We start from the raw sequence: 14758 nt of genomic DNA, 5'->3' as shown, positions 1-14758 counted from the left end.
TCCGAAAACCGTTTCACACTTTTCGGGATGCGCTCTAGGAGGCTAGAAATGGCGCGCATTACGCTGCGGCAATTGCTCGATCACGCCGCTGAAAAGGGTTACGGCGTCCCGGCATTCAACATCAACAACATGGAACAGGCGCTTGCCATCATGGAAGCGGCGGATGCCGCCGATGCGCCGGTGATCCTGCAGGCTTCGCGCGGCGCGCGTTCCTATGCAAACGACATCATGCTCCGTCATATGATGGATGCGGTGACGGAAATCTATCCGCATATCCCGGTTTGCGTGCATCTGGACCACGGCAACGAAGCCGCCACCTGCATGACCGCCATCCAGGCAGGCTTTACCTCCGTCATGATGGACGGTTCGCTCAAAGCTGACGGCAAGACGCCTGCCGACTGGGACTACAATGTTTCAGTCACGCGTCAGGTCAGCGAGATGTCGCATCTCGGCGGCATCTCGGTGGAAGGGGAACTCGGTGTTCTGGGTTCGCTCGAAACCGGCATGGGCGATGCAGAAGACGGCCACGGCGCAGAAGGCGTGCTGTCGCACGACCAGCTTCTGACCGATCCGGACGAAGCCGTGAAATTCGTGCGCGAAACCAAGGTCGATGCACTGGCAATCGCCATGGGCACGTCGCATGGCGCTTACAAGTTCAGCCGCAAGCCGGACGGTTCTGTGCTGGCCATGAATGTGATCGAGGAAATCCATCGCAAGCTGCCGAACACGCATCTGGTCATGCATGGTTCGTCTTCTGTGCCGGAAGAGCTGCAGGAAATCATCAACAAGTACGGCGGCAAGATGAAGCCGACCTGGGGCGTTCCGGTTGAGGAAATCCAGCGCGGCATCAAGCATGGCGTGCGCAAGATCAACATCGACACGGACAACCGCATGGCCCTGACCGGCCAGATCCGCCGCGTCCTGCAGGAAGATCCGAGCGAATTCGATCCGCGCAAATACCTGAAGCCTGCAATGGCTGCCATGACCAAGCTCTGCAAGGAGCGCTTCGAGCAGTTCGGCACTGCCGGTCATGCTGCCTCGATCCGTCCGATCCCGCTTTCCGAAATGGCAAAGCGCTATCGCGATGGTTCTCTGGACCCGAAGTTCAGCTAAATTCTGCTGTTAAACCAAGTCTCGCTGAGACTTGGTTAAGCCCGTGCGGCGATTGAGCATCTTCAGGGCGTGATGCGTTAGCATCTTAGCGCCCTGCTATAAGCCAAAAGAAAAGCGGCCTGATGGCCGCTTTTTTTGTTTTCAAGAAACTGAATAATCAGCCCTTGTTGTACTTCGCGTCAACTTCGTTGATCGCGTTGACATTGCCAGCCGAACGGCCCTTTTCGTCAAAGGTCTCAGCGAGGAAGGCGTCGGCAATGGTCTTGGCCACTTCCGAGCCGATGACGCGGGCGCCCATGGTGATGATCTGGGCATTGTTGGAAAGCGCTGCGCGCTCTGCCGAATAGGTGTCATGCGTCAGCGCGGCGCGGATGCCCGGAACCTTATTGGCTGCAATGCATACGCCGATGCCGGTGCCGCAAACGAGGATGGCGCGGTCATAGGTGCCATCGAGGACGGCGGAAGCCACGCGGTCGGAAAGGTTGGCATAGAATGCTTCTGCGCCAGCGTCTGTGCGCGAGATTTCCGAAACCTCGAAGCGATCCTTGAGGTGATCGGCGAGAACCTTGGCCAGACCTTCGCCGGCGCTGTCGCCTGCTACTGCTACTTTCATCATATTGCTCCTTAATTAGCTCGAATCTTGGCGGCGCACTTGGCCAGAATGTCGAGATAACCTTCGACGTTCCATGCCGAGCGACCGATGAAAAGCCCGTCAATGTGCGGGCAGGCAATCAGCTCTTCGCAATTGCCCGGATTGACCGAGCCGCCATAGAGGCAAGGCACGCGACGACCGAGCACGCTTTCTGCAACCGCAATGATTTCCGCCTGGCGCGCATCGGCATAACCCGCTGATGCCGGGATACCATTTTCGCCGATGGCCCAGACCGGCTCATAGGCAAACAGGATTTCCGCCTGCTTCTGATCGTCGGAAAGCTTGGAAAGTGCTCCGCGCACTTCTTCCTCAAGCACTTCCGCCGCGCGTCCGCTTTCGCGGTCTTCCAGCGTCTCACCGATGCAGATGAGTGGGATCAGGCCGTGGCGCACCGCAGCTTCGACCTTGAGGCCGACCGTTTCGTTGGTTTCACCGAAATGTTCACGGCGCTCGGAATGACCGAGTTCGACGATATCGAGATTGCAGTCCTTGAGCATCAGCGGCGAAATCTCGCCGGTCCATGCTCCCTGATCGGCCCAATGCATGTTCTGCGCGCCGACCTTGACGGAGGTGCCGGACAGGATTTCCTTCACTTCGCGCACGGCGGTAAAGGGCGGGATGACGAAACGCTGAATGTCGGTCGAGCGGCTTGCATCGGCAGCTTTCAAGGCTTCGGCGAAAATGCGGGCCTCGGCCAGCGTCTTGTTCATCTTCCAGCTGGTGCCAATCCAGAATTTTGTCATGCTCGATTTTCGTCCTCTAGGTTTATGCGCAGTCGTCAGCGATGGTCAGTGCAATGCCCGCCTGTTCAAGATCGGCCAGTACGGTCGCGTCGGGGGAGGCATCGGTTATGATCGCGTCGAAATCGGAAAGATCAGCCATGACATGCAGGGCAGGGCGTCCGAACCGCTGGTGATTGACCAGAAGGCAGGTGCGGGCGGCGGATGCCGTCATCGCGCGCTTGGTGCGAACAACATTCTCATCCATGTGATAGACGAGCTTGCCATTGACTGCAGGCGAGGAAATGAAGGCGATGTCGGCGCTCAGATGCGACAGGGCCCCTTCCGTCAGGATGCCGAAAAACGCATTGAACTTGGCTGAATAGGTTCCGCCGAGCGTAATCAGATTGATCCCGTTCTCGCCCTTCAGTTCATCGATGATGACCGCATTGTTGGTGATGACTGTCAGCGGGCGCTTTTCCAGAAGCATGCCGCCAAGGACAGCCGCCATGGAGCCGTCATTAATCATCACCGTCATGCCTGGTTCAACAAGCTCAAGCGCGGCGCGGGCCATTTTCTGCTTCGCTTCGCCGTCCTGCCGTTCGCGGAAGCGGAAATCGCTTTCAAATTGTGTGCCGGTATCGATCGTCGCGCCGCCGCGTACCTTGCGCAGCACGCCGGTATGTTCCAGCGAATCCAGATCGCGATGGATCGTCATTTTTGATACGGCAAACCGATCCGCCAGATCGTCGAGATCGACGGCCTGATTTTCGATCAGAAGGTTTATAATCGCCTGTCTTCTGTCGTCGCGCTTCACGCTCTCGTCCGATCTTATTGGCGGAACATTTTCTGCGCGAAGTTAGATCACAAAATCACAAAATAATCCATTGCAAAAATGTTATTATGTTATTTTCCGTTCGGCTGCTCAACGAGCGTCTTTGCCGTGCGTTCATCGGTGATGAGACCGTAAAGACGACCGCTTTTCAGCACGGCGCGGATGGCTTCCGCCTTGGAAATTCCACCGGCAAGGCCCACGATTCGGCTCATATCCGCGTTTTCCACCGATGCTGCGATGGTGCGGGCCGTCAGCGCGGTTTCAAGGCGCTGGCCATTGGCGTCAAAGAAATGGCCGAGCATTTCGCCAACGCCGCCGAGGTTGGCGATCTCTTCGACCTCGGCCAGTTCTATCATGCCGGATGTGACAAGCTGCGCCTGTGCATCGACCGTGCCGATGCCGACGATCTTCAGTTCAGCCTGACAACCCATGTCGAAAACGGTGGTGACGCCGCGCTGCGCGAGCAGCACTTCGCGGTCTTCTGCTGTGTTGGCGAAGAAGGGCACCGGCATCACATAAGCGGGCATGCCGGTCTTTTCGGCGATGCGGTGCATCACATCATGCGGGTTGGCGGCGAAATTGCGCGTCAGGCCGCCGAGCAGCGACACGAAGCGCAGGTCATTGGTGACGACGCGCGGCATATAGTTGACTGCAGCCGAAAGCGTGCGGCCATGGCCGATGCCGATGACTTCATGGTCGCCATGCTCGATCTCGCGGCGCAGAAAATCCGCACCCGCATGGCCAAGCGCCATGAGCGGCAGGCCTTCCTCGCCGATGTCGGGCACGACTTCGCAATAGTCGAGGCCGTACATATCGGCGAGACGATTTTCGAGGTCGATACATTCGGTAATGTCGCCGTCGATACTGACTTTCACCGCACCGTCGGCGACAGCTTTGGCAATAAGGCGATGCGCTTTCACGGAGGGCAGACCAAGGCGCTTCGCAACGGCTGACTGGGTCATGCCCGCCACGAAGTGAAGCCATGCGGCGCGCAGCGCCAGTGAATCGTCAGCATCTGCCATTGAAAGCGGTCCGGTTCCTTAAATTGTCTATATCTTCAAGTCCTTAGCGCCGGTGTCAATGTGCGGAGCCCAAAAAGCCACACTTTCCGCAATCTGCGGAATGACTTCACGGTCGTTCGGCTCGCGTTCCTTGAACGACAGTTCGAGGCAGATTTCATTGTCCACAGCGCCGCCTTCGGCAAAGGCTTTCAGAAGCGGTTCCGGCTGGATGCGTCCTTTGGCATTGAACGCGGCTGTGAAAGGACGATGTCCGCCCTTGTCCATCAGGCTCTGCTTGATATGAATGATCGGCGAGACTTTCGGCACGGCGCGCGCCCAGGCGTAGGGATCGAAATCGTCCGGATTGGCGGAAGTCACATCGCCATGGTCGATATCGGCCATCATCCACATTGGAATAGCCATGTCGGCGGCGGTCAGGCGGTCCTGAAGCTTCATGCTTTCGGCAATCGTCTCGCCAAATTCACGCCCGATGCTCATCGGTTCCCAGAACACATAGTCGAGACCGGCACGGTTTGCATGTTCGGCGACTTCCGCCCAGCAATCGATGGCGATCTTGATCAGATCTTCGCGGCGCGCAGCGTCATCGAAATCCTTATAGGTGAAGATCGCAAACTGCGTGCCGACCGACTTGCCGCCAAGATCGCCGATAATGTCGGCGAAGGTCTTGAACCAGTCGACATAGTAACGGCGCACTTCTGCGTCCGGATGGCCGAAATGGTTGAGGCGGCCATAGGGGCCGGTCATGCCCGAAGTGACGCGAACACCGGTGCGCTGCAAGGCCTTGTCCATATCGCGCGTCAGGCGGCGAATGGTTGAAGCCTGCCAGCTTGGATTGATGAACTCGTGGGTGAGCTGGAGGTCACGCAGGCGCAGATCGCGTGCAACTGTTTCGATCAGATCATCCGGCTCAGCAAAGCGGTTCACAAGTGGATTGGTGTTCAGCGAAAGCGTAAGGGCCATAGTGTCCTCAAGAGACCATTTTAGCGTTGTCGAACCATTCCACGAAAGCGGCGCGTTCGGCTTCGGTCAGGTGCAGATAGTGCTTGGTGCGGCGATAGAGAATGTCTTCCGCCGTCTTCGCCCATTCCCTGGCCACCAAATAGCGCACTTCCGCCTCATGGAAATTGCCGCCGAAATGACGGCCGAGCCCCTCGAGATTCTGTGCGCCTGCAACAAGGTCTTTCGTGCGCGCGCCGTAGAGACGACCGTAGTGCTGGACGAGCGCGCGCGGCATCCACGGATAGGTGTCGCGCAAGCTATTGGCGAAGGTTTCATAATCGGCATTGGCGATTTCGCCGCCCGGAAGCGGTGCGCCATGAGTCCAGTCGCCGCCCATCTTCGGGAAAATGTGCTTGAGGCGATGCATGCCGCGCTCGGCCAGCTCGCGGAACGTGGTGATCTTGCCGCCAAAGACGTTGAGCAGCGGCGCGTCGTTGGTTTCATCGAGGTCGAAGACATAGTCGCGGGTGACGGCGGAAGGGTTGCCCTTGCCGTCGTCGAACAGCGGACGCACACCGGAGAAGGAATGCAGCACGTCTTCACGCCTGAGCTTTTCCTTGAAATAGCGGTTCACTGCAGTCAGCAGATATTCGATTTCCTTCTCATCTGCTGCAACATCTTCCGCACGGCCTTCATAGGCGATGTCGGTGGTGCCGATCAGCGCCTTGTCGCCCTCGTAGGGATTGATAAAGATAACGCGCTTGTCGTGGTTCTGGACGAGATAGGCATTTGCGCCCGACCAGAATTTCGGAACGATGATGTGGCTGCCCTTGACGAGACGCACATTGCGCGACGAGTTGGAGCCGGCGACATTGTGGATGACATCCGTGACCCATGGTCCGGCGCAATTGACGATGCAGCGCGCGCGGAATGTGCGGGTTTCGCCCGTGTCGCGGTTTTTCGTTTCTACGATCCAGCCGCCTTTTTCGCGACGAGCGGAGACGACAGGCGTGCGGGTCAGAATGGTCGCGCCTTTTTCAGCAGCGCCAACCGCATTCAATGCAACGAGACGGGCATCATCGACCCAACAGTCGGAATATTCGAAGCCCTTGGTATATTGGTCGAGGATCGGCGTGCCTTCCGGATCGCGCCGCAGGTCGAGCGTGCGTGTGCCGGGAAGCTTCTTGCGGCCGCCGAGGTGGTCATAGAGAAACAGGCCAAGCCGCACCAGCCAGGCGGGACGGTCCTGCGGGCTGTGCGGCAGAACGAAACGCATTGGCCAGATGATATGGGGAGCGGCGTTCAACAGCACTTCGCGCTCGATCAGCGCTTCGCGCACAAGGCGGAACTCATAATATTCGAGATAACGCAGACCACCATGTACCAGCTTGCCGGAGCGTGACGAAGTTCCCTGCGCCAGATCGTCTTTTTCCGCCAGCACCACCTTGAGGCCGCGCCCGGCGGCGTCACGGGCCACGCCCGCGCCGTTAATGCCACCACCGATTACAAAGAGATCGCAGGTTTCCGGTTCAGCCATTTCATGCTCCTTCGGATGCAATTGCATCCCTTAGTCTATATGTGCCGGAAGGGAGGTCCGGCCTTATTCGTTTTGTTCACCGCATTTCCGAACGCAAAACCGCTTCACGCTTTTGCTGGAAATGCTCTATCGGAAGCCAACTTGTCCCAGACGGGCGTCAGTGCCAGCCGGGCTTCCTGATAGGCAACGAAGAGTTCTTCATAGTGCTTTGCGCGCGGACCATCCGGGGCTTCGCAAGGGCCAAGCAGCGGCTCGACCCATTCCGCAATACATGCATCCATGCTCGGATAAGCGCCGATGGCTACCGCAGCCATCATGGCAGCACCTGCGGCTCCCGCCTCTTCACGCGAGGAAACGCGCACGGGCGCATTCACCGCTGCGGCAAGGGTGCTGCGCAATGCTTTTGAACGCGCTGCACCGCCGGTGATGCGCAATTCTGCGGGCATTTCACCCATGGCCGTGTAGCAATCGCGCGTTGCCATTCCGAGGCCCTCGACGACCGAGCGCACCATTTCCGGGAAACGGTCGCGACTGGAAAGGCCTACGAACCCGGCCCGGGCATAGGCATTGACGAAGGGACCGCGTTCGCCCGCTTCCGAAATATACGGATGATAGAGGATTACACCCGGACGGCTGGCATTAAACCAGTCATCAAGGCGGGGAATGAGGTCACTGAGCGAAACAGGCTTGTCTGGCGTCGACATGAGGTCGGCAGCAACCTGCAATATCCAGTCGATGTTGATCGTCGCCCCCATATTGGTCTGCACCTGGGTGACGATGCCGGGAATGGGCAGCGCGATGACGTAACCGGTGCCTTCCTTGTTCAGGTGGATATCGGCAACCGGCTTGGCGCGCATATGGACGCCTGTCGAACCAATGGTCGAGCATCCGGCGCCTGCAGTACCGCCGCGCACGCCCGCACCAAGTGCTGTCATGGCCATATCGACATAGGCGAGACTCACCGGCGTCCCTGCCCGCAAACCCGTTGCAGCTGCCGCTTCGGGGGATAGCGGATGCTGCACTTCGGTGCCGTCGATGATTTCCGGCAGCAATCCACGCCGTTTCGTCAGTCCGAGTGCGTCGATGACGACATCGTCATACTGGCGATTGCGGAAATTGCCGAAGGTGAAGCTTGCTTCCGAAGGGTCGGTGGCGCGAACGCCGGTGAGATTGAGATAGAGCCAGTCCTTGCAGTGGAGCGCGACTTCGGCATTGTCCAGCAGCTCGGGCGCGATGCTGTCCATATGCGCCATCTGCGAGCCTTGCTGGCAGGTGTTCAGCCCGGTGCCGGTCGCTTCAAAGCGCGCACGGTTCATGGGGCCAGCGGCGAGGCGCGTCACCGTCGTTGCCGCGCGGGCATCGAGCCACAGCCAGGCATCGCCGACCGGCTGGTTGTCGCGGCCGACAAGCCAGGTTCCGTCACCCTGACCGGTAACGGCGATTGCCGCAGTGCGTTCGGCAAGGTCGGGCATCTTCGCGCCGAGGTCGCGCAATGCTCGCGCGCAGTCCTGCCACGTCTGGGAAAGCGATTGTGTGACAGCGCCATGTTCGCCGGTATCGTATTTGTTGCGAACGGCAGCAGATTCGATCTGGCGTCCGCTAAGGTCGAAAGCGACTGCCTTGAGCACAGACGTGCCTGCGTCGATCCCGATGATGATGTCACCTTTCTCACGCATGGCGGCTATGTGCTTTCATTGACATTTGGATTCCTCCCGCGACTGAAAATACGTCGCTCGCAGCCCTGTTTATAATGAAATCGGGCGATGGCGTATGCTGGAGATAACATAACGCTATCACGTTGTCTGTAAAATTTTCTAGATGGCGCATTTTTTTTCACCAAAGAGTGAATGCAGGGGAAATCTCCGCGCCTTCGAGTGCGGTTTTCCCACTGTTTTCCATCAATAGCTTAATGTTTCTTCGGTTTTGAATATGTTTAATTCATTGAAAATAAAAGAAAATATAGAAATTTGTGAGTATCTTTGTGGCTGGCTTTGCGAGAAAAGACGGTGCTGTGAATAGTGCGATTGATAACGAATTATGTAGTGGATTTCTCTAGATCGTGATCGAGATTCGGCGCGAAATTGTGCTATTTCACCGGTGTTTCGAAAACATCCGATTGACAGCTTTCGAGCTTTATAACATCATTATTGGAGTTAATAACACGCCGCTATCATAGGCTTTGATTGCGGCGCATCTGTTTCCAGGATGCACGGAGGAGCGGGGCCCTGGAATTCATGTGGAGGCTATCATGATCTCGTCTGTCGCGTCCTGCACCGCTTTGGCGGAGGCTTTTGCCTATCCGGCAAGCGTGATGACAATGGTCGAGGGTAATCTCCGGGCGGTCTAATTCAGCCGCATCATCCGTTTCCATAACGACAATACGGCAGAATTGCTGAAGGCGTTTGATAATGAGTGCACAAACCAGTCAAGTTTCACAAAAACCCGCCAAGCTGAGCCGCGCCGTCGTCTGGAGCGTGATCGCTGCGATCGTGGTTGTCGGTGCGATTGCCTTCGACACGAAGGTCGTGAAGATCGGGTCTGATTCCGATGTGCGCCAGCAGGCTTTCTCCCCCGATGCCTACGGTGCTTCCGAATTCCCCAAGGTGAAGGCGAGCGTTGAGCAGCGCGCCGTGGATGCAGTGGAAGTTGGAACGGCTCTCGCCGCCGACAAGGCCGCAGCCGGAAAGAAGTATGGCGTCGGCGACGTCAATCCGGTTGTCCCGGTCAAGTTTACAGGCACCGTTGAGGAGCGCAAATCCAACTACAATGTCGTGAAGGTCGACGGCCTGCCGGAAGGCGTTGCCATCCGCGTTCAGACCGGCCCTGCCGTCAACGGCACCGATCTGCGCGATGCGACCGGTGAAATCCAGTTCGGCCAGTTCAAGAACCAGATCGAATATCAAAATGCCGGTTCTGCCCTGAACAACGAGATGAAGAAGCAGGTGCTTTCCGGCGTCGATGTCGAGAATCTCGTCGGCAAGACCGTGACGGTGGTTGGTGTGTTCAAGGTCGTCAATCCGAAGAACTGGCTCGTCACGCCCGTGGGGCTCGAAGTGAAATGAGCACCGCTTCGAAAATCGAAGGCAAAAACGGTGATGTCGTTCTTGCCGCAAACAACGTTGCCAAATCCTATGGTCGCATTCATGCCCTGAAGGGCGTGAATTTCGAGATTCGCCGTGGTCAGGTCACGACGCTTTTCGGCGAAAACGGCGCTGGCAAATCGACGTTGATGAAAGTGCTTTCGGGCGTCATCCAGCCGACTTCGGGCACGATCATTCTCGATGGCGAACCCGTGACGTTCAATTCGTCCACCGAAGCGCGCGACCTCGGCATCTCGATCATCCATCAGGAATTGAGCCTCGCGCCCAACATGAACGTGCGCGACAACATCTTCATGGGGCGCGAAATCCGCACCGCCACCGGCGTTGATTTTGCCGAGGAAGAACGCCTGACGCGCGAGCTTCTGAAGGAACTGGAAGAAGACATCGACCCGCTGACGCCGGTCGAGGAACTTCGTCTCGGCCAGCAGCAGGTCGTTGAAATCGCCCGCGCTCTTTCGGTCAATTCGCGCATTCTCATCATGGATGAGCCGACTTCGGCGCTCAGCGCCTCGGAAGTGGAAGTCCTGTTCAAGGTCATTCGCGACCTGACGGCGCGCGGTGTCGCCATCGTCTATATTTCGCATCATCTGGAAGAAGCGTTGCAGATCACCAATCATGCGGTGGTGCTGCGCGACGGAACCATGACGGCCTATGCGCCGCGTGAGGAAATCGATCTGGAATGGATCGTGCGCAACATGGTCGGCGAGAACTTCGATCTCGGCTCGCCTCCAACCGGATATGACTGGGGCGATGTGGCGCTCTCCGTTGAGAACCTGACCGTTCCCGACCCGGGTGGCGCGGGCTTCTCGCTGGTCGACCGCATGTCGCTCAATGTGCGCGCAGGTGAAATCGTCTGCATTTATGGTCTTATGGGCGCCGGTCGCACGGAGCTTCTGGAAACCGTTGCCGGTCGTCTCAAGGCAAGCGGCGGACGCGTTCTCCTCAAAGGGCAGGACGTTTCCGGCCTCACCATCGCACAACGTATCGAGAAGGGCCTTGTGCTGGTGCCGGAAGATCGCCAGCGCGACGGTCTCGTCCAGACGATGACGGTCGGCAAGAATCTGTCGCTCGCCAGCATCACCGAAATGACCAAGGGTCTGTTCACATCGCGCAAGCGCGAAAAGCAGATTGTCGATCAGTCGATCAAGAATGTGCACATCAAGACGGATGGCGGCGAAGCGGCAATCGGTTCGCTTTCCGGTGGCAACCAGCAGAAGGTCGTGATCGGCAAGATGCTGGCGACCGAGCCGGAAGTCATCCTGCTTGATGAGCCGAGCCGCGGCATCGACATCGGGGCGAAGGCGGAAGTGTTCAAGCTTCTGGCTGAAAAGGCGAAGCAGGGTCTGGCCGTTGTCTACACGACTTCGGAAGTCGGCGAATGCCTCAGCATCGCTCATCGTATCATCGTCATGCACCGTGGACGCATCTCCGCCGAATTCGGATCGGACGTGTCCAAGGAGAAGATCATGGCCGCCTCGGGCGAAGCCATGGTCGGTCACTAAAGCATAATCCCGAAAAGTTGCAGACTTTTCGGACAAGATTATGCGTTAAAACAAAAGGATAGAGCATAAGACCCGACAAAGTCGGGTTGTTAAATGCTCTGGTTATGGAGCACTGATAGAATGTCAGTCACGAGCACCAACAAAGAAACAGCGGCTCCGAACGGCGCGAAGCGGAAACCCGGCATCGTGCATCTGCTGCTCGAAGGTCGTGCATTTTTTGCACTGATCGCGATCATCGCAGTATTCTCGTTCCTTTCGCCTTATTATTTCTCGGTCGATAACTTCCTCATCATGTCGTCGCATGTGGCCATTTTCGGCCTGCTTGCCATCGGCATGCTACTCGTCATCCTCAATGGCGGTATCGATCTTTCCGTCGGTTCCACATTGGGGCTGGCTGGTGTGGTCGCCGGGTTCCTGATGCAGGGCGTGACGCTGCAGGAATTCGGCATCATTCTCTATTTCCCGGTTTGGGCCGTGGTTCTCATCACCTGTGCGCTCGGTGCGTTCGTCGGTGCGGTCAATGGCGTGCTCATCGCGTATCTGCGCGTTCCGGCGTTCGTTGCGACGCTCGGCGTTCTTTATTGCGCGCGCGGCGTGGCGCTTCTGATGACCAATGGCCTGACCTACAACAATCTCGGCGGACGTCCGGAGCTTGGCAATACAGGCTTTGACTGGCTCGGTTTCAACAAGCTGTTCGGCGTGCCGATCGGCGTTCTGGTTCTGGCGGTTCTCGCCATCATCTGCGCCATCGTTCTCAACCGCACCGCATTTGGTCGCTGGCTCTATGCGTCGGGTGGCAACGAACGTGCGGCTGAACTGTCCGGCGTTCCGGTCAAGCGCGTCAAGGTGTCGGTCTATGTCATTTCCGGCATCTGCGCTGCCATTGCAGGTCTGGTTCTTTCTTCGCAGCTGACGTCGGCCGGTCCGACGGCAGGCACCACCTACGAACTGACGGCAATCGCTGCCGTGGTTATCGGTGGCGCTGCGCTCACTGGGGGGCGCGGTACTATCCAGGGCACACTTCTCGGCGCTTTCGTGATCGGTTTCCTTTCCGACGGCCTCGTGATTATCGGCGTGTCCTCCTACTGGCAGACCGTCTTTACCGGCGCGGTAATCGTGCTCGCGGTTCTGCTCAACAGCATTCAATACTCCCGGCGATGATCGATAGCGGCTCTGTCCACCGTTCCGGACGGAGCCGCGAAAATAACCGGGCGTATCGAAAGACTTCCAAAAAGGCACAAGATCTCGAAAACGGCCTGATGGAAATGAGTACCGCCGGGGAACCGGCATAACACAAACGAAAAATGTTAAGGGAGTGAGACCATGTTCAAGAAGGGAATGCGCGTTCTGTTCGCCGCTGCGGCAGCGTTGCCTCTCATCGCCAGCACGGCCTGGGCCGAAGGACTGATGACGATCATCGTCAACGATCCATCCAACCCGTACTGGTACACCGAAGGTGAAATCGCCAAGAAGACCGCTGAAGGTCTCGGCTACAAGGCTGTTGTCGGTGGCCACAAGGGCGACACCAACACCGAAAGCAACCTGATCGACACGGCTATCACCAACAAGTCGGTTGCCATCATTCTCGATCCGGCCAATGCGGACGGTTCGGTCGGTGCGGTCAAGCGTGCAATCGCCGCCAACATCCCGGTTTTCCTTGTCAATGCGGAAATCAACCAGGAAGGTCTGGCCAAGGCACAGCTCGTTTCCAACAACGCACAGGGTGCCGCTCTCGGTGCGACGCAGTGGGTCGAAAGCGTTGGCGACAAGGGCAAGTATGTCGAGCTGTTCGGTTCGCCATCGGACAACAACGCCGCAACGCGCTCGAACGGCTATGAAACCGTTCTGTCGCAGTATCCGGATCTGGTGAAGGCCGGTCAGGACGTCGCCAACTGGGACCGTACCCAGGGTCACGACAAGATGCAGGCTCTGCTTCAGGCCAATCCGGACATCATCGGCGTTATCTCCGGTAATGACGAAATGGCTCTGGGCGCAATTGCTGCTCTGAAGAAGGCTGGCAAGCTGGATCAGGTGAAGGTCGGTGGTTTCGACGGTTCGCCGGATGCGGTTGCAGCCATCAAGGCGGGTGAACTGCAGTACACCGTTCTGCAGCCGGTTGCCGTGTTCTCGGAAGCTGCCGTCAAGCAGGCCGACAACTTCATCAAGACCGGCAAGACTGGTGTGGATCATGAAAAGCAGCTCTTCGACTGCATCCTGATCACCAAGGACAATGTCGACAAGTACACCTCGCCGTTCGTTCTCGAACAGTAAGGTTTGAAAAGGCGCATCCCGGCAGCAGAAAGCTTTCGGGATGCGCATTTCCAGAAGTCCCTCTCCTCAAGAAAGTCCCATGCAATCACTCGCTGGATTTTGGGGCTGAAGACCGCGCAATATAAAGCCTATCAGGCGATTCCGAAGCTTTCGGAACGCGCAAGCAAGGGGACAAGTGACAGGCATGGCAGTGAGCAACAAAGCAAGCATTGACAAGCTGATGGCGGAGCAAGTGCCGAACGACAGCCGGCATGCGCGTCAGCTCGTCCGGCGCCAGCAGATTGCGGAAACTGTAATGGCTGAAGGCTCGATGCGTATCGAGGACCTCACCGAACGGTTCGGCATCAGCCTGATGACAGCGCATCGCGACGTCGATGAACTGGTAAGCCGTGGCCTGTTTCGCAAGTCGCGCGGCATCGTGTCGGCTGCGCCCACAAGCCTGATCGAGGCAAGTGATCTTTATCGCGTTACCCGCCAGTCGGAAGAAAAGAAACTGATCGCCGAAGCTGCTATGCAGTTTGTCGAACCCGGTCAGGCAATTTTCTTCGACGATTCCACCACTGTTCTGCAAATGGTGCCGCATCTTCCGGGCAAGGGACCGCTCACCGTCATCACCAATTCGCTGATCCTGATGAACGAGGTGCGTGACATCAAGGATGTGACGCTGCTTGGCCTTGGCGGTCAGCTCTATAACTGGTGCAACGCATTCGTCGGCGGCATGACGATCCACGAAATTCGTCGTCTTCGCGCCGATGTAGCTTTCATTTCGATTGCAGCGATCACCGACGACCTTCTGTTCCATCAGTCGCCGGAAATGGTGGAAACCAAGCGTGCCATGCTGGACTGCGCCGCCAAGCGTATTCTTCTTGCCGATCACACAAAGTTTGAGCGCCGCGCTTTGCACAATTTCGGGGCACTCAGCGACTTCGATGTCGTCATCGTGGATGAAGATACGCCTTTCGCGCATATCGAGCGCATGGAGGCGCAAGGCATCAACGTGGTGGTTGCCCGCGCCAATGCCCGGACAGGCGGCAAGCAAGAATAGCCCGCGCATATTTATCAGGAAT

13 protein-coding genes and 1 pseudogene are annotated in these 14758 nt (G+C 57.6%); 6 read left to right on the top strand and 8 right to left on the bottom strand.

Features of this window, described 5'->3' with window-relative positions:
- The first annotated feature begins 48 nt into the window (after positions 1-48).
- Positions 49-1113, top strand: coding sequence for a class II fructose-bisphosphate aldolase (fba, locus tag ABDF71_RS18005; RefSeq protein WP_010660864.1), 1065 nt, complete (start codon positions 49-51; stop codon positions 1111-1113).
- Positions 1114-1270: 157 nt separating this feature from the next.
- Here fba and derI read toward each other — a convergent pair whose 3' ends face one another.
- The 8 genes and pseudogenes from derI to ABDF71_RS17965 all read right to left on the bottom strand — a co-directional run.
- Complete coding sequence (gene derI / locus ABDF71_RS18000; RefSeq protein ID WP_258124565.1) at positions 1271-1726, bottom strand: D-erythrulose-4-phosphate isomerase; 456 nt, start codon at positions 1724-1726, stop codon at positions 1271-1273.
- Between the two features lie 11 nt (positions 1727-1737).
- Positions 1738-2508, bottom strand: coding sequence for a triose-phosphate isomerase (locus tag ABDF71_RS17995; RefSeq protein WP_258124502.1), 771 nt, complete (start codon positions 2506-2508; stop codon positions 1738-1740).
- Between the two features lie 22 nt (positions 2509-2530).
- Positions 2531-3301 (bottom strand): DeoR/GlpR family DNA-binding transcription regulator, encoded by a 771-nt coding sequence (locus ABDF71_RS17990; protein WP_258124501.1) that lies wholly within the window; start codon positions 3299-3301, stop codon positions 2531-2533.
- A gap of 89 nt (positions 3302-3390) precedes the next feature.
- Entirely contained in the window at positions 3391-4341 is a 951-nt protein-coding gene (locus tag ABDF71_RS17985) for a sugar-binding transcriptional regulator (protein ID WP_151607008.1), read from the bottom strand.
- A gap of 27 nt (positions 4342-4368) precedes the next feature.
- Positions 4369-5301, bottom strand: coding sequence for a TIM barrel protein (locus ABDF71_RS17980; RefSeq protein WP_258124499.1), 933 nt, complete (start codon positions 5299-5301; stop codon positions 4369-4371).
- Positions 5302-5308: 7 nt separating this feature from the next.
- A complete protein-coding gene (locus ABDF71_RS17975) occupies positions 5309-6817 on the bottom strand; it encodes a glycerol-3-phosphate dehydrogenase (protein ID WP_151663531.1) in 1509 nt (502 codons plus the stop codon).
- Positions 6818-6921: 104 nt separating this feature from the next.
- Entirely contained in the window at positions 6922-8493 is a 1572-nt protein-coding gene (locus tag ABDF71_RS17970) for an FGGY-family carbohydrate kinase (RefSeq protein WP_258124498.1), read from the bottom strand.
- A gap of 656 nt (positions 8494-9149) precedes the next feature.
- Positions 9150-9246: pseudogene (locus tag ABDF71_RS17965) on the bottom strand (ATP-binding protein); the annotation flags it as partial.
- On the opposite strand from ABDF71_RS17965, the gene ABDF71_RS17960 reads away from it, so the two are divergent.
- The 5 genes from ABDF71_RS17960 to ABDF71_RS17940 all read left to right on the top strand — a co-directional run bounded on the left by ABDF71_RS17960 (position 9226) and on the right by ABDF71_RS17940 (position 14736).
- Entirely contained in the window at positions 9226-9879 is a 654-nt protein-coding gene (locus ABDF71_RS17960; RefSeq protein ID WP_011982655.1) for a DUF2291 domain-containing protein, read from the top strand. The pseudogene ABDF71_RS17965 and the gene ABDF71_RS17960 overlap by 21 nt on opposite strands.
- Positions 9876-11420, top strand: coding sequence for a sugar ABC transporter ATP-binding protein (locus ABDF71_RS17955; RefSeq protein WP_151607001.1), 1545 nt, complete (start codon positions 9876-9878; stop codon positions 11418-11420). The genes ABDF71_RS17960 and ABDF71_RS17955 overlap by 4 nt, the downstream gene beginning before the upstream one ends.
- A gap of 120 nt (positions 11421-11540) precedes the next feature.
- A complete protein-coding gene (locus tag ABDF71_RS17950; RefSeq protein WP_010660874.1) occupies positions 11541-12581 on the top strand; it encodes an ABC transporter permease in 1041 nt (346 codons plus the stop codon).
- 162 nt (positions 12582-12743) lie between these two features.
- Positions 12744-13691 carry a D-ribose ABC transporter substrate-binding protein gene (locus tag ABDF71_RS17945; protein WP_010660875.1) on the top strand — a complete coding sequence of 316 codons (948 nt, stop codon included), beginning with the start codon at positions 12744-12746 and terminating at the stop codon, positions 13689-13691.
- Positions 13692-13875: 184 nt separating this feature from the next.
- Positions 13876-14736: a DeoR/GlpR family DNA-binding transcription regulator gene (locus ABDF71_RS17940; protein WP_010660876.1), complete on the top strand. Its 861-nt coding sequence runs from the start codon at positions 13876-13878 to the stop codon at positions 14734-14736.
- Positions 14737-14758 lie beyond the last annotated feature (22 nt).

It is taken from the genome of Ochrobactrum sp. WV_118_8, from assembly GCF_039631535.1.
GTDB classification, from domain to species: Bacteria; Pseudomonadota; Alphaproteobacteria; order Rhizobiales; family Rhizobiaceae; genus Brucella; species Brucella anthropi.
The sequence above is the reverse complement of the archived record's forward strand: the minus strand, read 5'-3'. Positions and strand labels throughout refer to the sequence as shown.